Annotated in this window: 21 protein-coding genes and 1 pseudogene; 3 read left to right on the plus strand and 19 right to left on the minus strand. The window is 63.6% G+C overall.

The features are described from left to right. Nucleotides 1-141: 141 nt before the first annotated feature. The 3 genes from BM144_RS11970 to BM144_RS11980 all read right to left on the minus strand — a co-directional run bounded on the left by BM144_RS11970 (nt 142) and on the right by BM144_RS11980 (nt 4,058). Nucleotides 142-1,101 carry a sugar ABC transporter substrate-binding protein gene (locus BM144_RS11970; RefSeq protein ID WP_092952460.1) on the minus strand — a complete coding sequence of 320 codons (960 nt, stop codon included), beginning with the start codon at nt 1,099-1,101 and terminating at the stop codon, nt 142-144. Between the two features lie 298 nt (nt 1,102-1,399). After that, a complete protein-coding gene (locus BM144_RS11975) occupies nt 1,400-2,290 on the minus strand; it encodes a hypothetical protein (protein ID WP_092952462.1) in 891 nt (296 codons plus the stop codon). A 79-nt stretch (nt 2,291-2,369) separates the two neighbouring features. Further along, complete coding sequence (locus BM144_RS11980) at nt 2,370-4,058, minus strand: AMP-binding protein (protein ID WP_092952464.1); 1,689 nt, start codon at nt 4,056-4,058, stop codon at nt 2,370-2,372. Between the two features lie 242 nt (nt 4,059-4,300). On the opposite strand from BM144_RS11980, the gene BM144_RS11985 reads away from it, so the two are divergent. After that, a complete protein-coding gene (locus BM144_RS11985; RefSeq protein ID WP_092952540.1) occupies nt 4,301-5,221 on the plus strand; it encodes an esterase/lipase family protein in 921 nt (306 codons plus the stop codon). A 35-nt stretch (nt 5,222-5,256) separates the two neighbouring features. Here BM144_RS11985 and BM144_RS11990 read toward each other — a convergent pair whose 3' ends face one another. The 8 genes from BM144_RS11990 to BM144_RS12025 form a co-directional block, all read right to left on the minus strand. Then, entirely contained in the window at nt 5,257-5,691 is a 435-nt protein-coding gene (locus tag BM144_RS11990) for a hypothetical protein (RefSeq protein ID WP_139225698.1), read from the minus strand. A gap of 374 nt (nt 5,692-6,065) precedes the next feature. Then, nucleotides 6,066-6,659 carry a hypothetical protein gene (locus BM144_RS11995; RefSeq protein WP_092952468.1) on the minus strand — a complete coding sequence of 198 codons (594 nt, stop codon included), beginning with the start codon at nt 6,657-6,659 and terminating at the stop codon, nt 6,066-6,068. Further along, a complete protein-coding gene (locus tag BM144_RS12000) occupies nt 6,656-7,024 on the minus strand; it encodes a hypothetical protein (RefSeq protein ID WP_092952470.1) in 369 nt (122 codons plus the stop codon). Before BM144_RS12000 ends, BM144_RS11995 begins: the two co-directional genes overlap by 4 nt. 235 nt (nt 7,025-7,259) lie before the next feature. Further along, nucleotides 7,260-8,099, minus strand: a complete 840-nt coding sequence (gene phhA, locus BM144_RS12005; RefSeq protein WP_092952472.1) for a phenylalanine 4-monooxygenase — start codon at nt 8,097-8,099, stop codon at nt 7,260-7,262. 56 nt (nt 8,100-8,155) lie between these two features. After that, complete coding sequence (locus BM144_RS12010; RefSeq protein ID WP_092952474.1) at nt 8,156-9,124, minus strand: Bug family tripartite tricarboxylate transporter substrate binding protein; 969 nt, start codon at nt 9,122-9,124, stop codon at nt 8,156-8,158. Between the two features lie 94 nt (nt 9,125-9,218). Continuing rightward, nucleotides 9,219-10,355 (minus strand): 4-hydroxyphenylpyruvate dioxygenase, encoded by a 1,137-nt coding sequence (gene hppD / locus BM144_RS12015; protein ID WP_092952476.1) that lies wholly within the window; start codon nt 10,353-10,355, stop codon nt 9,219-9,221. Nucleotides 10,356-10,532: 177 nt separating this feature from the next. Next, nucleotides 10,533-11,534, minus strand: coding sequence for a lipase chaperone family protein (locus tag BM144_RS12020; protein WP_092952478.1), 1,002 nt, complete (start codon nt 11,532-11,534; stop codon nt 10,533-10,535). A 4-nt stretch (nt 11,535-11,538) separates the two neighbouring features. After that, nucleotides 11,539-12,504, minus strand: coding sequence for an esterase/lipase family protein (locus tag BM144_RS12025; protein WP_092952480.1), 966 nt, complete (start codon nt 12,502-12,504; stop codon nt 11,539-11,541). 162 nt (nt 12,505-12,666) lie between these two features. On the opposite strand from BM144_RS12025, the gene BM144_RS12030 reads away from it, so the two are divergent. Further along, complete coding sequence (locus BM144_RS12030) at nt 12,667-13,149, plus strand: Lrp/AsnC family transcriptional regulator (protein ID WP_092952482.1); 483 nt, start codon at nt 12,667-12,669, stop codon at nt 13,147-13,149. 160 nt (nt 13,150-13,309) lie between these two features. Beyond that, nucleotides 13,310-13,984 carry a GNAT family N-acetyltransferase gene (locus BM144_RS12035; RefSeq protein WP_092952484.1) on the plus strand — a complete coding sequence of 225 codons (675 nt, stop codon included), beginning with the start codon at nt 13,310-13,312 and terminating at the stop codon, nt 13,982-13,984. Nucleotides 13,985-14,019: 35 nt separating this feature from the next. On the opposite strand, the gene BM144_RS22735 is transcribed toward BM144_RS12035, so the two are convergent. From BM144_RS22735 to BM144_RS12060, 8 genes and pseudogenes are all read right to left on the minus strand, one after another. Beyond that, nucleotides 14,020-14,439 carry a hypothetical protein gene (locus BM144_RS22735; RefSeq protein WP_139225699.1) on the minus strand — a complete coding sequence of 140 codons (420 nt, stop codon included), beginning with the start codon at nt 14,437-14,439 and terminating at the stop codon, nt 14,020-14,022. 1 nt (nt 14,440) lies between these two features. Next, nucleotides 14,441-14,917 carry a hypothetical protein gene (locus BM144_RS22740; RefSeq protein WP_139225700.1) on the minus strand — a complete coding sequence of 159 codons (477 nt, stop codon included), beginning with the start codon at nt 14,915-14,917 and terminating at the stop codon, nt 14,441-14,443. Nucleotides 14,918-15,047: 130 nt separating this feature from the next. After that, nucleotides 15,048-15,203: an RHS domain-containing protein gene (locus BM144_RS23730; protein WP_092952486.1), complete on the minus strand. Its 156-nt coding sequence runs from the start codon at nt 15,201-15,203 to the stop codon at nt 15,048-15,050. Nucleotides 15,204-15,277: 74 nt separating this feature from the next. Beyond that, a complete protein-coding gene (locus BM144_RS12045; RefSeq protein WP_092952488.1) occupies nt 15,278-15,670 on the minus strand; it encodes a DUF2628 domain-containing protein in 393 nt (130 codons plus the stop codon). A gap of 274 nt (nt 15,671-15,944) precedes the next feature. Continuing rightward, nucleotides 15,945-16,268: an Imm45 family immunity protein gene (imm45, locus tag BM144_RS22745; protein WP_139225701.1), complete on the minus strand. Its 324-nt coding sequence runs from the start codon at nt 16,266-16,268 to the stop codon at nt 15,945-15,947. Between the two features lie 316 nt (nt 16,269-16,584). After that, nucleotides 16,585-16,761, minus strand: a pseudogene (locus tag BM144_RS23800) (RHS repeat-associated core domain-containing protein); the annotation flags it as partial. Nucleotides 16,762-17,050: 289 nt separating this feature from the next. After that, on the minus strand, nt 17,051-17,944 hold the full coding sequence (locus tag BM144_RS23310) for a DUF2628 domain-containing protein (RefSeq protein WP_217644341.1): 894 nt from the start codon (nt 17,942-17,944) through the stop codon (nt 17,051-17,053). Nucleotide 17,945: 1 nt separating this feature from the next. Further along, nucleotides 17,946-18,881: RHS repeat domain-containing protein (locus tag BM144_RS12060; protein WP_175525998.1), on the minus strand; the 936-nt coding region annotated here is incomplete at its 5' end.

Genomic DNA, 18,881 nt, shown 5'->3' on the forward strand with positions numbered 1-18,881 from the left:
TAAGCCCGGAGGAAGGAGGGGGCCGCACGGCGCGCGGCGGTGCGGAAAGCGGGAAAAGCGGGGAGAAGTGGGAAAAGGGCAGCGGCAGGCCGGGGCGGGCGGCGCCGGAGCGTGCCGCCCGCAGCCCGCCCGCTGGCCCGGTCACTTGGCGGCGGAGCCCTTGGTGACCAGCACCACGTCGGTCTTGACCTCGGCGGGCAGCTGGGCCTGCGGCGTCTTGGCGGACAGCGCCTTCAGGGCCATCTCGATGCCGAACACTGCCTGCTTGGCGGCGTACTGGTCGGCCGTGGCGAGCACGCGGCCATCGGCCAGCATGGGCTTGATGGCGTTGATGTTGTCGTAGCCCACCACCTGCACCTTGCCGGCCTTGCCGGCGGCCTTCACGGCGGCCACGGCGCCCAGCGCCATGCTGTCGTTGCCGGCCAGCAGCGCCACCAGGTCGGGGTGCTCGCGCAGCATGCCCGCGGCCACGGTGTTGCCCTTCTCGATCTCCCACTGGCCGGACTGCACGCCCACCACGGTGATGTTCGCGGCCTTCATCGCGTCCTGGAAGCCCAGCGTGCGCTGCTGCGCATTGAAGGTGGTGGACACGCCTTCGATGATCCCCACCTTGTCGCCAGCCTTCAGCGACTTGGCGAGGTGGTCGCCCACGAGCTTGGCGCCCAGGCGGTTGTCGGGGCCGACGAAGGGCACGTTCAGGCTCTTTTCCTTGAGCGCGTCGGTGTCCAGGCGGTTGTCGATGTTGACCACCAGGATGCCCTTGTCCACCGCGGCCTTCACGGCCGGCACCAGCGCCTTGGAGTCGGCCGGTGCGAGCACGATGGCGCTCACCTTCTGGGCCACGGCCTGCTCGATCATCTTGATCTGCGCGGCGGTGTCGGTCTCGTTCTTGATGCCGTTGGCGATGAGCGTGTATTCGCCCGCATGCGCCTTCTGGTGCGCCTTGGCGCCGTCTTCCATCGTGCGGAAGAACTCGTTGGCGAGGGACTTCATCACCAGCGCCACCTTGGGCTTGTCCTGCGCGAAAGCCGGTTGCGCGAACAGGCCGCCGGCAAGGGCGAGCACGGCGGCGGTCTGGAGGGTGCGGCGGTTCAAGGGCATGGATGTCTCCTGGTTGTAATGGGCGGAAAAAGAGAATAAGTCGGCTGTCGGCGCTCCCTGCTTCACGCGGGCGGGCGCGGCGGCCGCTATGTTAATCAAAGAAAACGTTTGCGCAAACGTTTGCGCCCATCCATTGGGCAAGGAGTTACTTGTCCGCTTCCCGCCGAAAACGCGGTATTGCTTACATATGGCCGCAAAAAAAGGGGCCCGGTCCACGGACCGGCCCCGGGCGGATGGCGCTGCCCATTCCGGCCGTATGCCCGGAAGGGGCGCGCTGGCCGCGGTGAGAGCCCGCTCTTCAGGGTGCCAGGCCCAGATCGCTGGAGCCGCAGCCAGGGCGGCCGCCTGCCGCGAAGACCGCCGCGCGGGAATTGAGGCACGCCCCCGCGAAGTCCACGCGCGCATACAGTTGCGTGTCACGCGCCATGTACATCCGTCCCGTGATCATGCCGGCGCGGTCCACCGTGAGCCGCTCGATCCGGTAGGTGCCGTCCGTCGGGCCGGCCAGGCCGCTGTTGCAGGCCACCTTGCCCTCGGACTGCAGGCCGCCGCCCAGCAGCCGGTAGGTGCCGCTGAAATCGCACTGCGCCGTTCCCGTGTGGATGTACTTCATCGTGAACACGCCGTTCTCTGCCTTGATGTCGAGCGTGACCGGCACGATGGCGCCCACGAAGCGGTCGAAGTTCCCATATACCGCGAACTGGTTGCTGAAGCGGATGGGGTACTCCTCGTAGTGGAAGCGCGAGATGCGGCGCGGCACGTCGCCGGGCAGCGTCACCGTCCCGGTGGTGGCCGAGTCGAAGGTGATCTGGATCGGCCCCGTGTTGGCCGCGAGTTCCCCGGCGCCTGCGCTGCCGCCCGCGCCGATCGCGGGGCCGTTGCGGAACTCCTGTAGCGTTCCCTGGAAGGCCGAAGAATCGGTGGCGCGCAGCCCGCTGGCCTGCAGGAAGACGGAGCTGCCGTCGCCGCGATAGCCCAGGTACGACACGATCATCGCCCGGCCGTTCTGCATGTCGATCTGCAGGCTGCGACCGGGCTTGCCGTTCAGCTCCCCGTCGAAGGCCCACATGCCGGGCTCCGGCTCCACCGGCGGAGTGAACGTGCTCTGCGCCAGCGCGGGCATGGCCGCGGCGAGCAGCGTGCAGGCCGCGATCAGTGGGTTGAAGGAACGGGGGCGGATGGTGCCCATGAAGATCTCCCTGGTGTTTGAATGGACCGCGACTGTCGTCACCCCGCCCGATGTCTGTCAATCCCTCCGCGGTGGGGGGTCAGGCCGCCGGGCCGCGCAGTTCGCGCCGCAGGATCTTGCCCACGTTGGTCTTGGGCAGCGCGTCGCGGAACTCGATGTGGCGCGGGCATTTGTAGCCCGTCAGGTGTTCGTGGCAGTAGCGGGCCACGGCATCCTCGGTGAGGGAGGGGTCGCTGCGCACGACGAACACCTTGATCGCCTCGCCCTGCTTCTCGTCGGGCACGCCGATCGCCGCGCACTCGAGCACGCCGGGGCATAGCGAGATGACCTGCTCCAGCTCGTTGGGGAACACGTTGAAGCCGGACACGAGGATCATGTCCTTCTTGCGGTCGATGATGCGCGTGTGGCCGGCCGTGTCCATCACGCCGATGTCGCCCGTGCGCAGGAAACCGTCGGCCGTGAAGGCGCGTGCGTTCTCCTCGGGCTGCTGGTAGTAGCCGGCCATCACGTTGGGGCCACGGATGCAGATCTCGCCGGACTGGCCCAGGGGCAGGCTCTGGCCCGCGTCGTCCTTGATCGCGATGTCGATGCCCGGCAGCGGCAGGCCGATGGTGCCGCTGAACTCCGCGTTGTCCACGGGGTTGTTGGTGCCGATGGCGCAGGTCTCGCTCATGCCCCAGCCTTCGATCATGGTGCTGCCCGTCGCCTTCTGCCACTGGCGCGCGGTGCCCTCCGCCGCCGCCATGCCGCCAGCCTGGGAGACGCACAGGTGCGAGAAATCCAGCGCGCGGAAGTCCGCGTTCTGCAGCAGCGCGTTGAACAGCGTGTTCACCGCGGGCAGCATGTGGAAGGGCCGCTTCTTCAGCACGGCCACGAGCTTGGGGATGTCGCGCGGGTTGGGAATCAGCGTGAGGTGCGAGCCCTGCCGGATCGCCAGCAGGCACAGCGTGAGCGCGAAGATGTGGTAGAGCGGCAGCGCCGCGATGCTGTTGGCCTGCCGCACGTCGCCGATGCGCGAGAGCGCGGGCGTGAACCAGGCCTCGGCCTGCAGCGTGGCGGCCACGATGTTGCGGTGCGTGAGCACCGCCCCCTTCGAGAGGCCGGTGGTGCCGCCCGTGTACTGCAGGAACGCGGTGGAATCGAGTGTGGCCGTGCTGGGCGCGAGGGTGAGCCGCGCGCCTTCGGCGAGGGCCGTGCCCAGCGGCGTCACGCGCCGCCCGTCCGAGAGCGGCAGGTCGAAGGCGGGCACCATCTTGGCGAGGTGGCGCACGGCGAAGTTGATCCAGCGCCCGCGCACGGGCCCGAGCAGGTCGCCCAGCGCCGTGATCGCCACGTGCCGCACGGCGGTGCGCTCCACCACCTCGGAGAGCGTGCGCGCGAAGTTCTCCAGGATGACGATGGCCTCCGCGCCCGAGTCGCGCAACTGGTGCTCCAGTTCGCGCGGTGTGTAGAGGGGGTTCACGTTCACGCAGGTGTAGCCCGCGCGCAGCACGGCCGCCATCGCCACGGCGAACTGCGGCACGTTGGGCAGCATGATCGCCACCCGCGCGCCCTGCGCCAGGCCCTGGGCCTGCAGCCAGGCACCCAGGTGCGTGCTCAGGCGGTCCAGCTCGGCGTAGCCCATCCATTGCTCCATGCACACCGAGAACGGCTGGGCCGCGTGGCGCTGCAGCGATTCCTCCAGCAGGTGCGCCACCGAGCGGTAGCGCTCGGGATCGACCTCGTGGGGCACGCCGGGCGGGTAATTCTTCAGCCAGATCCGGTCCATGGAGTGGTTCCTTTCGCGCTCCGCGGGAGGGCGGGCGGTGGGTGCAGGGGCAAAGGCAGGGGCGGGCGCAGCCGGGGCCGATGGAATCGGGGGGCGCCGCCGCCGATTGTGGAAAGCGCCGGGCGCCTGTCCATCGGGTCACTCCCAGGGCAGGGCGGGGCGGCGGGGTTTTTCGTCTCCTGCGTGACATGATCCGCGCAGCGCGGCCCAGGGTGGCCGCCGCGCAGCAGGAGGAACGGGCTTTGACGAATGCACGGTGGCAGCAATGGATGGTGGCGGCGCAGCTCGCCATCGCGGTGGGCTGGGTGGCTTGGCTCTGGCCGCATTCGCGCGGCTGGGCGGTGGGCGGCGCGGCCGCCTGGCTCGCGGGGCCGCGGCTCTGGCTGGGCCTGCAGTTCGCGCTCATGCTGCATTACAACCGCGCCGACCCGGTGCCCCGGCCGCCGGCCGGGCGCGTCCTGCGTGCCTGGTGGGCGGAAACGCAGTGGGCCACCTGGGTGTTCGGCTGGTGGCAGCCCTTCCGGCATGCGGCCGTCCCGGACTGGCTGCCGCCGCCTCCCCCCGTGGGCGCGCCCGCCGCGCCGCGCGGCGTGGTGTTGGTGCACGGCTTTCTCTGCAACCGGGGATTCTGGACGCCCTGGTTCGCGCTGCTGCGCCGCCGTGGCCACGCCTTCGTGGCGGTCACGCTGGAGCCGCCCTTCGGCTCCATCGACGGCTACGCCGGCACCATCGACGCGGCCGTGCGGCGCGTGGCCGAGTCCACGGGCCGCCCGCCGCTGGTGGTCGGCCACAGCATGGGGGGGCTTGCCGTGCGGGCGTGGCTGAAGGCCTGCGGCGAAGCCGGCACGGCCCGCGTGCACCGCGTGGTCACGCTCGGCTCGCCGCACGCGGGCACCTGGGCCGCGCGGTTCAGCCGCTCGGAGAACGGTGTGCAGATGCTGCCGGGCCATCCCTGGCTGCAGGCCCTGGCCGGTGCCGAGGCGCCCGCGGGCCGCGCCCGCTTCACCTGCTTCTATTCCGATTGCGACAACGTGGTGTACCCCGCCACCACCGCCACGCTGGAGGGCGCGGACAACCGCTTCGTGCCGGGCACGGCCCATGTCCAGATGGCGTTCCACCCGGCCGTGGTGGGCGCCTGCCTGGAGATTCTTGGGGAGCCGTGAGGCGATGCCTGGCCTGCCGGCGTATCAGCCGCGCATCAGGCCGCGGCGCGCCGGGCCTCCGGGTGCCGCAGCAGCGTGCCCGAGCGTGCTGCCAGCAGCGCCTCTGCAGACGCCCGCGCGGTGCGCAGCGGCTGAATGTAGGCATGCGGTGCGAGCAGGCTACCTGGGGCCCGCGAGGGATGGGACATCGTCGGGCGCTGCGCGAAGGTGCCGGGCGGGGTCAGGGCCGAGGCCGGGGTTGCCTCACGTGGCTTGCGCAGCGGCACGCCTGCGAGTAAGCCGAAATCCGCGCGGGGTGCCATCGAGGCCGCGTTCGACGTGCGCCGCTCGGTGCCCGGCAATGTGGGCTGGGTGGAAGCGCTGTGCCGGGGTTTGACGGGCGCAACGCGCGCCACGCCTCCCGAAAGGGAGTCTGCTGTGGGTGCTCCCAGGATGCGAGCAAGCGTGCTGATGCGGGAAACACTGGTCATGGGGTCGCGTCCTTTCTGGGATATGGGCCCGTGCCGGCTTTGAAGTCGACAGCGCTGCCCTGGCCGGAGCCGCTGATGCGCAGGGCATTGCCTGGCAGATTCCTGGACGCATCGCAAGGCTCCGGAAGGGCATTCGGCCAACGGGAGGGCAGGGCGGTATGGCGCCATGTTCAGATCCCGACCCTTGTACTGACTTTTCCGGCACGAAATCACGCAGCGGCATGCGAAGCGTCCACGCCGCGCCCGGTGTACGACCCCGGTCAGAAACTGCATGCCGTCATCAAAGAGGATTCTTGGAGCCTCTCACGCGGCTACGTGCCTGGATTCTCCCGGTCTCGTCCACACGAAGTCCCCGCTCTGGGGCAGAGGCGCGGCTACGGAATGCTTGCGCTTCTGAGCGTAGAGAGCCACTGGTTCCACACGCTCTCCGGCATGTCGCCCGAGATCATGTAATAGGTGTCCGGCCTGTCGGTGAAAAGGTAGGCGATGTTCAACCGGGGATCGGCGTGCCGGATGCGGACGACCGTGAGCGCTCCCTTTTCGAACCTCTCGTAGGCGACCGCATCCACGATGGATTCCGCTTTCCGAGCGATGTCCAGGCTCGGGTGCTTGTGGGAACTATCGCCGAGCAATTCATAGAAGGCCAAGGGCGTGCCGATGCGGTGCTGCTCGAAGATCCGAAGACGCTGGTAGCGCTTGCGAAGAGCTTGGCCCTCCATCGCCTGGAGCACCGGACCCTGGGGAAGTGCCTGGTCCGAAGGAACCAGCGTCACGAAGGGCTGGCCGCTGGCTGGAACGAAGAACCGACCGACCATCCCGGGAGAAAACCGCATCTCCAGTCCCCCGAATTGCAGCGTGGAGCAATCGGAGCAGTGCGACTCCGGGGGCCAGGGCCGGGCGGTCAGGTCGGCGCATGGGGCCGCGAGGCTGAACAGTCCGAAAAATGCGCCGACAACGGCTTGCTTCATACCCGTCGCGCGAACTGCAAAGCGGCAGCGCCCATGGATGCCAACTGGAAGTCGGAGCGAAAATTCTGCACGGCTTTCTTTGCGCAGGTGATGCTCATCTTCTTCTGGATATTCCGGTATCCCACGCCTGCGAGTTGTGCGGCCAGCCACACCACCGAGGCGGGTCCTCCGGACGGCCGAGGAACGAACGAGAGCGCCCGGGAGCATTTTGCGGTTTCGGTCAGCATGTTGTGAAAGACTGTCGCAACGCCGTCATTGACCACGCCATTCCAGGGAACGGGTGTCTGCGCAAATCTGAAAAAGGAGTCGATCATTTCCCTCAGTGCCGCTTTTTGCGCGTCGGTATCTTCCTGGTTTTCCTGCATGGGACATCAATGGAATGGAATCCTTCATGCTAGGCCGGCGAGTGATCGAATGGATGGATATTCGTTGCCCATCCGTTTATCCGGCCCATAAGCAGGCATGGCGTAGCTCGCGCTACGCGAAACCCCTCGCCCGATGGCGGTGTGCTTGGGGTGGCGCTCCCTTCGCTGCCGAATCGAGCGTCCACCGGGGCCATCGGCCTTTTTTGTCCCATCTGAACCAGGCTACCTGCGGCGCTCAGGCCGCCACGGCCTCGCGCTCGTCGGCGGCGAACTCGGGCTGGCCGCGCAGGCGCTCGTAGACCGGGCCGAAGTCGGGTTCGGTCATCTCGAAGAGCTGCTCGATGCTGTCGATGACGAAATACGTCTGCTGGTAGGTGTCGATCTTGTAGCGCGTGCGCATGGTGCGCTCCAGTTGCAGCGGCAGGCGCTGCGGCTCGGGGCTGCGCACCGCGTACTCCAGCTCGCCCGACGAGCTGAGGATGCCCGCGCCGTAGGCACGCAGGCCGTCCTGCTCGCGGATCAGGCCGAACTCGATCGTGTACCAGTACAGGCGCGAGAGCATCTCGCACGCGCCCAGTCCGTGCGCCTTCAGCCCGCCCTGGCCGTAGCGCTGCACGTAGTCGGCGAACACCGGGTTGAAGAGCAGCGGCACGTGGCCGAAGAGGTCGTGGAAGATGTCCGGCTCGACGATGTAGTCGAACTCTTCGGGCGTGCGGATCCAGTCGGTCACCGGGAACTTGCGGTTCGCGAGCAGCGTGAAGAACGGCACTTCGGGGATCAGCCCCGGCACGCCCACGATCTCCCAGCCGGTGGCGCGCTGCAGGCGCTCGTTGACCTCGTCGAAGCGCGGGATGCGGTCGCTCGCGCCCAGCGAGGGGAGCGCGGCGATGAAGGCCTCGCTCGCGCGGCCCGGCAGCAGCGCGGACTGGCGCTCGTAGAGTCGCCGGTAGGTGTCGTGGTCCTGCGGCGTGTAGGCCGCGTAGTCCTGCGCGCAGGTGTAGTCGGTGCCGGCGCGGGCATAGTCGCCGCGAGGGGGGCGGTCGGATTGACCGTAGACGACGGGGGCTTGTCCCATGGCATGTCTCCTTCTTTTGATTGCGCGGGACTGCCCATGCCAGGGCCGGCCCGCGCTCAGTCCATCTTGATCTTTGCGGCCTTGATCAGAAAACCGTACTTGGCGTGCTCCGAGCGCACGAACTGGCCGAACGATTCCAGCGTCAGGTCCTCGGCGTCGAGGCCCATCTTCTTGAGCTTCTCGGCGCTCGCGGGCGCCTGCATCGCGGCGGTGAAGGCGCTGGCGTACTTGCGGGCCGCGGCGTCGGGCAGGGCGGCCGGCGCGAACAGGCCGAACCACGTCACCACGTTGAAGCCGGGCACCTCGTCGTTGATGCTGCGCACCTGCGGCAGCTCGTCGTCGCGGCCCAGCGTGGTCACGCCCAGCGCCTTGAGCTTGCCGGCCTTGATGAGCGGCAGCGACGAGGCGAGGTTGTCGAACACGAAGGCCACTTCCTGCGCCTGCAGCGCCTTCAGCGCCGGCGCCGAGCCCTGGAACGGCACATGCGCGATGCGCGTGTTGGTGAGCGACTTGAACATCTCGGCCGCGATGTGGCCGATGCTGCCGTTGCCGCCCGAGCCGTACTTGAGCTGGTCCGGGTGCTTCTTGAGGTACTGCACCAGGTCGGTGGTCGTCTCGATGTTCAGCGCCTTGGCCTGCTCCGCGCCCATCACCAGCACGTTGGGCGTGCGTGCCACCAGGGCGATGGGTTTGAAGTCGCGCAGCGGGTCGTACGGAAAGCTCTTGTAGAGCCAGGGGTTCACCGCATGCGTCGCCACCGCGCCCATCACCAGCAGGTTGCCGTCCTTCGGGGCCTTGGCCACCAGGTCGGCCCCGGTGTTGCCGCCGGCCCCGGGCTTGTTCTGCACTTCCACCGTGCCCAGCGTGCCGCGCACGCCGTCCGCGAGGATGCGGGCAGACGTGTCCAGCGGACCGCCGGCCGGGTAGGGCACGACGATCGTGAGCGGTGCGGAAGCGTTCTGTGCCTGCGCGGCACATGCCGCGCCAGCCATCAGAACAGCCAAAAGGTAACTGCGACGCAACATGGGTGTCTCTCTCCGGGCTTGATGGGGAGGGCGCAGTATAGAGACGGGTATTGCGGTGCAGCAGTTGGTTACATCAATCGACCAGACCGTGTCTTTAGGCGTCCTTCAACACGCCCCGGCGCATCTGGTCGAGTTCGATGCTCTCGAACAGCGCCTTGAAATTGCCGTTGCCGAAGCCATCGTCGCCCTTTCGCTGGATGAACTCGAAGAAGATCGGGCCGAGCTGGTTCTCGCTGAAGATCTGCAGCAGGATCGCGTCCTTCTTGCCGTCGATCAGAATCTTGCGCCGGTGCAGTTCGGCCACGCTCTCGCCGTGCCCTGGGATGCGCTGGTCCACCAGTTCGTAGTAGGTGTCGATGGTGTCCAGCAGGCGCACGCCGCTGCCGCGCAGGCGGTCCACCGTGGCGTAGAGGTCGTCCGAGCCCATGGCGATGTGCTGGATGCCTTCGCCGTTGTACATGTCCAGGTACTCCTGGATCTGGCCGGCCTTTTCCTTGCCCTCTTCGTTGATCGGGATGCGGATCTTGCCGCAGGGGCTGGTCATGGCCTTGCTCTTGACGCCGGTGACTTGGCCTTCGATGTCGAAGTAGCGGATCTCGCGGAAGTTGAACAGGCGCTCGTAGAAGTTCGCCCATTCGATCATGCGGCCCCGGTGCACGTTGTGCGTCAGGTGGTCGATGTAGGTCAGGCCGTGGCCCTTGGGGTTCAGGGCTTCCTCGGCGCTCACGCCCGGCAGGGGCTCGAAGTCCACGTCGAAGAAACCGATGTTGCCGATGTCGCCGGGCTTCGCGCCGTTCTTGCCGCGCCACCGGTCCACGAGATAGATCAGGCTGTCGCCGATGCCCTTGATGGCGGGGATGTTCAGCTCGCCCGGGCCGGCCTGGCCGGCGTAGCCCCACGCACCCAGGTTCAGCGCGCGCTCGTAGGCGGCCTTGGCATCGTGCACGCGGAAGGCGATGGCGCACACGCTCGGGCCGTGCAGGCGCGCGAAGCGCTGGGCGAAGCTGTCGGGCTCGGCATTGATGATGAAGTTGATCTCGCCCTGCCGGTAGAGCGTCACGTTCTTGTGGCGGTGGCGGGCCACGGGCTTGAAGCCCATGCCTTCGAACACCCGGCCCATGGCCTGCGGATCCGGTGCGGCGTACTCGATGAATTCGAAGCCGTCCGTGCCCATGGGGTTCTCCCACGCGGCGGTTTCCTGGGCTGCTTGCTGGGGCAGTGGGGTGTTCATGTGTTTGTCTCCGGGTTGGCGCATTGATCTGCGTCATGGCACTGTAGGCGCACGCAGGCTCAGATTTCTGGCGAAAACAGCGCGCCCATGGCTACCTCGCGCAGGAATCTTGCGAAAACTCTGTGCCCGGCGCCGGCACTGGTGCGTGCGCCCCGGTGGACTGCGGTGGCTGCCGCTTCAGTGGCCGGCCGCCGCGGTGGCGGGCACGGGGCGCGCGGCCCGAAGCGCCAGCGCGCCTTCCAGCCGCATGCGCTCCTGCGGGGTGAAGAGCTGCTGTTGCAACTGCTGCAGCGCCGGCCCGTCGCCCTGGGTGGCCAGGGCCTGCTGGTACTGGTCCAGCCGCTGTTGCCACTGCCGTTCCTCGCCGTCCAGCCGGGCCAGGGCCTGGGCGGCCGCCTCGCCGTAGCGGGCGCTGCGCTCGGCGTGGCGGGTGGCATCGTCCGCCTGGCGCGCATCGAGCGCTGCGGTCTGCTCCGCCACCGCAAGGGGCGCCGCATACGACGCGCGGGCGGCGCGCATCGCCTCGGGCAGGGAGGCTTCTGCGGCGCGCAGGGCCTGCGCCTTCTCGCCGCGCGTGGACGCACTGCCCTGCAGGATTTCCAGGCGGGCCAGCGTGTGGCGGTCGAGTTCGGCCTCGCCCGCGAACAGGGCCTCGTACTCGGCCGGCTCGAAGCACGCGCGCCGCAGCCGGTCGCGCGCGTCCATGGAGGCGCGCAGCGCCTGCGGATCGTTCAGGTCCGCGGGCGGCTGCAGGCCCCCCAGGGCCGCCCGGTAATCCACATAACGGCCCGCGAGCAGCAGGGCCCGCTCGCGCAGGCCGGCCGCGAAATGCCGGTCCACCAGGCCCGGCAGCCGGCGCTTGAGCGCTGCCGGATCGACGGTCGCGCCGGCTTCCAGCGCCTCCTGCAGCAGGGCTTCGAGATCGTCGCGCAGCGTGGGGCCCAGCAACGGGTCGGCCTGCGGCAGGGCCAGCTCGGCCGCGGAGCGGGGTGCCAGGAACCGCGGGTCGGGGCCGGCGGGCGGCCGCGGCGCCGGGGTGCCTGCCCCGAGCGAGCCCGGAGAGCCGCTCGATCCCGCGGTGCCCTGGCCGCCCGCGGGCGTGCCGGCGGCCAGCCATCCGGCCACCCCCAGCGCCGCTGCGGCGCAAAGCGCCGCGCCCACCTGCCTGCCGGAAGCCATGGCCTCAGAGCCCCTGCGCCTTCAGGCGGTTGGCGTGCTGGCGGTAGAGCGTCACCGGGTCGGGCGAGAACAGATCCCGCAGGCCCACCAACTGGTTGATCTCGTCCAGGTGGTTCTGCCGGTAGTCACCCAGGTGCCGGCCCAGGCGCGACGCGCAGGCCGACACCAGCCCGTCGTTGGCCTCGCCGTGCAGCGGGGCCAGCAGCGCCAGGCCGGCATCGCTCGGGTCTAACACATTGGTCACTGGCTGCGTGCCCGTCCAGGAGTAATAGCGCACGCCGTTCACCACGTCGGCGCCGCTGCCGCAGCCGCTGGCCAGGCCTTGGGGAAAGCGGCGGTTGAAGTCCGCCGCGCCGGCGCTGGTCAGCGAATCGAGCGCGGCCGTCGGCTTCTGGGGCAGGCCCGATCCGCCCGATGCCGCGCCGATCACCCGCGCCAGGGCACCGAACGCGGCACTGGCGGCCGACTCCGACACCGACCCCGGTGGCAGCGCCCCGCGCACCACGTCCGCCACGCGCGATCCCTTGTTGACACCGCCGACCGACGTGACGGAGGCCACCAGGCCCGGCGCCACGCCGGCCACGTAGCGGATGGTCGGGCCGCCGTGCGAATGGCCGATCAGGTTCACCTTCGCGGCGCCCGTGATCGCCAGCACCTGCCGGGCCTGCGCGAGCAACTGCTCGCCGCGCACCTCGGTACTGTTCGTGGCCGACACCTGCGCCACGAACACCTGCGCGCCGCCCCGGCGCAGCGCATCGGGAATGCCGTAGAAATAATCGACCCCCAGCGCCGAATCGAATCCGAACAGGCCGTGCACGAGCACGATCGGGTAGCGCGTCTGCGTGTAGCCGGCGCTCTCGGCGCGGGCGGCAGGGCTTGCCATGGCCAGGGTGAAGGCGAGGGCGAGTGAGAGGGCAGCCCAGGCCGCCGCCACCCGCCGGCGGCCGAGGCCGCGCAGGGATCCGTTCATGGTGCTTGTCTCCGTCGTTATGGGTATGTCCGCAAAAAGAACGGTCGTTCTATTTTGCGAATTTCATTATTCGACGCCGGTCGGCCCATTCCACGGGGACAAACCCGCGTAGGCCGCGCCAAGGCCGCCCAGCGCCGCCGGGGGTTCATAGAATCCTGTGCCATGAGCGCTTCCCACGCACTTGACCGGCTCGATCGGGCCATCCTGCGCTGCCTTCAGGACAATGGCCGCGAAACCTACGACGTCATCGGCGAGCAGGTGGGCCTGTCGCCCAGTGCGGTGCTGCGGCGCGCCAAGCGCCTGGAGGACACCGGCGTGATCGACCGCTACGTGGCCCTGGTGCGGCCGGAAGCCGTGGGCCTGGGGCTCACCGCCTACCTGAACGTGCGCCTGGAAAAGCACACCGAAAGCCACAAGCGCAACCCCATGGACCTCTTCCGCGCCAGCGTGCAGACCTGGCCCGAGGTGGTCGAATGCTCGGCCCTTACCGGCGAGATGGACTACCTGCTGCGCGTGGTGGTGGCCGACATGGCGCACTACAGCCGCTTCATCATGGACACCCTGCTCAAGCACCCGAGCGTTCAGGACTGCAAGACCAGCTTCGTGCTCGACCGCGTCAAAAGCACCACCGCCGTGCCCGTCTGACACCTTGGCGACATCGGTTTGCTATTAAATATGTAGCAAACTATTGAATGGAATCGGCGGCATGGATGCGTTTTCATTCAAGAACCGGTAGCGAAACCCATGCGTGACACGCGAACAACGCCCTGCGGCCAAACCTAGGGCAAACCCTAGAATTCGCGCCATGTCCGCCTCCGCCACCGAGCCCGCCGCCCCGCCAGGCCCTGCCGCCCCGCGGCGCGGCGTGCCCGTCGTGGTGCCGATCCGCTCGCTGGGGCCCGAGCACCGCGGGCGCATCGCCGTGCACCTGCTGCGCCTCGCACCCGCCGACCGCTACCTGCGCTTCGGCTACGCGGCCTCGGACGAACAGGTGCTGCGCTACGTCCAGCAGCTCGATTTCGTGCGCGACGAAGTCTTCGGCATCTACAACCGCCGGCTCGAACTCATCGCCGTGGCGCATTTGGCCTACGGCGGCCAGCCCGAACACCGGGCCTGTGCCGAATTCGGCGTCTCGGTGCTCGCCCAGGCACGCGGCCGCAAATTCGGCGCCCGCCTTTTCGAACGCGCCGTGATGCACGCCCGCAACCGCGACGTGCAGATGGTATTTATCCACGCGCTCAGCGAAAACACCGCCATGCTGCGCATCGCCCGCAACGCCGGCGCCGTGGTGCGCCGCGACGGTTCGGAATCGGAGGCATACCTGGAACTGCCCCCGGCCGGCCTGCAGTCGCGCATGGCGCAGAAGGTGGTGCACGGCCTCGCCGAAATGGACTACCAGCTCAAGCGCCAGGCCCGGCAGTTCCGGGCGTTTCTGGCGGGGATGCAGGCGGCGCGGAGTGGCGGGCCGCCCGCGGGGTAGGCCGATCTGGCCCGGAAGAACATCATGGCCTGAGATCAGGCTGTTTCTGTGATCTGGTATTTCGACCCAATGACTCTCAGGTAGGAATCATTGCCGGGTATGAAGTACTCGGCGAGCCCGAATCGTGCGTGTGGGTCATAGGTTGCCAGCTTTTTTCTGTAGGAATGTGGGTCGATATTTCGGTAGAAATGTGAATCCACTGCTGACGCGTTCTCTGTCAAGTCGATTTTCAGAACTCCATGATGGAGCTCGTAGAAATTCATGCTGATGCATTCGAATTCTGCGACTAAGGGAAATAATATTGTGGCCCTTGCGAGGATGCCGCTGTTATTTTTCACGGTGAGGTTAATGGAGAGGCCCTCTAATTCTGAATATGAGATTTCCATGCCAGTGGTGGAGATTTGGAGAGATATATTTTCAGGCGCCACGTGTATCATGGAGATTATCTCTATCAAGTTACTGGCTCAGTCGATTTTTATTCAGAAACTCTCTCATTTTCTCAAGGTTTGGCAAAGTTGGTGCGATCTTTCTCAATTCGAATGAGTCACCAGCCTCTGCATAGTGGAGTGATAATTCGCTGTGCAAAAGGATAACGAGTTCTTCGTGCAAAGAATATTTCTCGAAACCTATTTCTAGCAATTTAAATAATGAGCTGGCGTCATTTGAATTATGGATGGCGCTCCATATCCCTTCTCGTGTGAATATATCGATAGTTTCAAAAATTAATTCTTCGTCCGCGGAGAATGTAAAATTCGCTGACGAGCCTTCATAGTCGAATGTAATGACTGTTTGTTTACCGCTTTTCCAAAATTCATCGGCTTCCTTGCGCAATGAATGATAGTCCAGATCGCTTTTGTTTATCAGATTTTTAAATCCACCCTTTGTTAAATAATTTTTAATATTGATGGATTCGATAAAATTTCTTATCGGCATGATTTTTTCTTGAGCTTTTTAAACAAGAAAATTCTGCCTTTTTATGGAAAAGCCTTTCTTGCTGCTTCTGCGGTATTGGAAATTTTTGCTCTGTTTGCGGGGTTCGATAGCCAACCGTCCACGCTAGAAGTTATCTTCCCCCACTGCGATGGGCGTCCCAGCGTTCTTCGATGGCGCCGCCCCAGGTGCGGTAGCTCGCACGCCAGCGCACTTGACCGCCTTCGTCGGTCACCTTCTCGGGCCGGAGGGATCGCCCGTGGGGGCGAAATCGGTCCGATGCCGCCATCTTTATTCAATAGATTGCTATATTTTGTATAGCAAATAGCGCGAACGCAGGATGCCTGCTCTCGGATCACCGCGCTACCAGCGCATGCCTTCAAAGGGATTCCAGCCGTTGTTTCCTTTGGTTTCCTTGAGGTAATAAGCGTAGTTGGCCGTCATGCCGGCCAACAGGGAGAAAGCAATCCCGATGCCATTGGCCAAACCATCGGAGACGGCGCCCAGCGTGAAGGCCAGAACCAGAATGCCCCCCAGCAGGCTCAAGGCCTTGCGCCAGAGCCCGAGGATAAAGAAATAGATGAAACCAAAACAGATGGCGTACCAGTTGATGTTGATGAGCAGTTTTTGTTTGAGAGGCAGTTGCTTCATTGCCTCCTTGAATTCAGGCGATTTCGGTTCACCGAATGTATCGAAGAAGTTGAAGCGGAATTGCCATTTAGGGCTATATTGTTGATGGTTTGCGTTCGTCAACATTAAGTGATTTTTAATCGATGGTTGTTTATGAAGCCAGTGGTGCTTTGGTAGCTTTCGTCCCCGTCTTCTGAAATGAAGCAATCGAATTGCGAAAGCACTCTATCAAGCTCTGTCAAGATACCTAATGTGGCGGCAGCTAATTTCAATAGCAATGTGTTGTCACCTTTATAGAAGACTCTCGCATCGTATTTCCATTCATGCGTGTATGCACTATTCATTAGGTGAATTCCCTGGCTGCTATTAAATGTGGAGAGAATTTGCTGCCGTCCTCCTATCATGCATTTTTTATTACATAAACGTCTTTTTCTGCAAACCCTAGATACCCCCACTTATTCCAATTCGATCTCAACCATTCTATGTCTATAACGTGTCCTTCCTCGGTGCTTGGAAATGATTCCTTTGGAAGGATTGTATAGATTAGGCCTGCTTTATAGCCTGTTATTATGAGTAAGGCGTATTCTCTTTCTTTGTTTATATTGAGCTCGATGATCATTAAGTCAACAGCGTCGACTTGATTGTCAACGTTGCTTTCGCAGCGCAATATACATCCGCGCTCTAGGTTTTCTTGATGGTTTGCTAAATTGATTTTCTCTGTCATGTCAGCAGCGTAGATTATGTTTTCCTGATTTGTCTGGAATCTTGGTTTGTTTTCCTTCAATATCAAATTCTCCCATATGCCTGCCTTTGCTATCTGTGTGTTCTATTCTTCCATGCTGTGTATCGGCTGCTCTTAGATCTCCTTCTGGCGTTCTATAAACATCTCTGTTATTGGCCCTGCTTATTTTTGAATCAAATTCCCATCCATTTTTACGCGCAACCTTCGCGACTTTTCCTCTTACTGCTCCTACTCGCTCTGAGGGGGGCATTCTGGATATTCTTTCTTCGAATTGCGCTGCTGTTTCGGGTTGGGCATTGAGGCCCCAGGGATCGATCCAGGACAGCGGATTCACCGCGTACTGCTGCAGATTCAATCCACCCGCGAGCCCGATCGGATCGGGGCTGATGAACCGCCCCATGTCCGGGTCGTAGTACCGGAAGGTGTTGTAGTGCAGCCCGGTCTCGCGGTCCAGGTACTGGCCCTGCAGCCGCAGGTTCTGCGCCAGGGCCTCGGATGGGGCGTGCTGCTGGGCGGCGGCCACCGGGCTGCCGTCCACGCGCACGGCGTCCCAGCGCTCTTCGATGGCGCTGCCCCAGGTGCGGTAGCTCGCGCGCCAGCGCACGTGGGAGCCTTTGTCGGTCACCTCCTCGGACAGGTCGGAGGGATCGCCCGTGGGAGCGAAATCGGTCCGATGCCGCCGCCTTCATTCAATAGATTGCTATGTTTTATATAGCGAATGGTGAATAGCGCGGGTGCAGGATGTTTGCTCTCGGATCACCACGCTACCAGCGCATGCCTTCGAAGGGATTCCAGCCATTGCTTCCTTTGGTTTCCTTCAGGTAGTAAGCGTAGTTGGCCGTCATGCCGGCTAGCAGGGAAAAAGCAATGCCGATGCCATTGGCCAAACCATCGGAGATCGTGCCCAGCGTAAATGCCAGAACCAGAATGCCCCCCAGTAGGCTCAATGCCTTGCGCCAAAGCCCGAGGATGAAGAAATAAATGAAGCCGAAGCAGATGGCGTACCAGTTGATGTTGATGAGCAGTTTCTGCTTGAGGGACAACTGCTTCATCGCTTCCTTGAAATCAGGCGATTTCGGTTCACCATGTGTATCAAAGAAGTTAAACCGGAATTGCCATTTGGAGCTGTATTGTTGGTGGTTTATTTTTGTCAACATTGAAGTGGGTTGTATTTGCATGTTTTTTAATAAAGCCGGCGATTTTTTGGTTCTGGTGAGTTTTTTTATTGGTAATTTGCTATTTCGGAAATTATTATTGTTCCTGCTGGATTCAATGGCTAATTGGTATTTTGTTGATAATATTCTGATGTAAGAATCATTTCCTGGGATGTAATATTCATTCAGATCAAGCCTGTTTCTTGGGTCGTATTTTTTTATCTTTTCGGAGTACGAGCTTTTGTTTGTGTTTTTATAAAATGCAGAATCTTCTGTGACCCCGTTGGGGAGGGATATGGCTATATTTCCATGCTGTAGTTCATAGAAATTCATGCCTATGCATTCAAATTCGGCCACTATGGGGAAAAGTATTTTTGCGCTTATGGTTGCGCCATCCTTTAAAATGCTGGTCCTTATTATAAGGCCCTCCATCTCAGAGTATGAAATATCAACTCCGGTGGTATTTATCTGGAAATCTAATGTTTCAGGTGTGAGTTGAATCATGCTAGCAAGAGACCTTCTTTATCAAACCACTGCCATCTTTGTTCATGGTTATGGATATTGTCTTGGAAGGAGGGCGGTTCTTAATGTCAGAGACTAGATGGGGCGGTACCTTGTCATAAGGAACAAAAACTGCATGTGAAGGCATTTTTCCTCCTTCTGCCAGGGCGGCTAGTCCACGGTTGTTCAAGGACACTGCTTTCCCACTGTTGGGGTCTATGGTGTAAGAAATGACAAATTCATTGGGGTGAATACGCCCTGATTTAATGTCTGCGCCAACGTCCAGTACTGGTCTGCCTACGATCGAGTCGTTAGCTTGTGAACCAATGGTGCTGAAATTCGGGGCGATTCTGTCCTGTCCGAAATGGATGTCAGATGGGAAAGGCGTTATTTCTCCAACGGAGAATGGATCAAAGCTGCTATATCCAAATGGATCGATCCATGAGATGGGGTTAGGTGCATATCGCTGCAGATTCAACCCACCCGCGAGCCCGATCGGATCGGGGCTGATGAACCGCCCCATGTCCGGGTCGTAGTAGCGGAAGTCCAGGGCCTCGGATGGGGCGTGCTGCTGGGCGGCGGCCACCGGGCTGCCGTCCACGCGCACGGCGTCCCAGCGCTCTTCGATGGCGCTGCCCCAGGTGCGGTAGCTCGCGCGCCAGCGCACCTGGCCGCCTTCGTCGGTCACTTCCTCGGGCAGCCCGGACGGGTCGGTGTGGAAGTAGCTGATGCCTGCGGCGGTGGGCGATGAAGCCGTCGGTGCGGATGTCGGTGCCTGCGCGGCCGGCGGCCCCGGCTCCGCAAGCCGGTTCCCATCGGCATCGATGCGCGCGAGCGGCACGTAGCTGCCCGGCTCGTACACATAGCTCGCCACCTGCGCGCCGCGCCGCTCCTCGATGAGCCGCATGCCCTCCCAGATGAACGCCGTCTCGCCGAACGC

Source organism: Paracidovorax konjaci, assembly GCF_900112675.1.
Lineage (GTDB): Bacteria > Pseudomonadota > Gammaproteobacteria > Burkholderiales > Burkholderiaceae_C > Paracidovorax > Paracidovorax konjaci.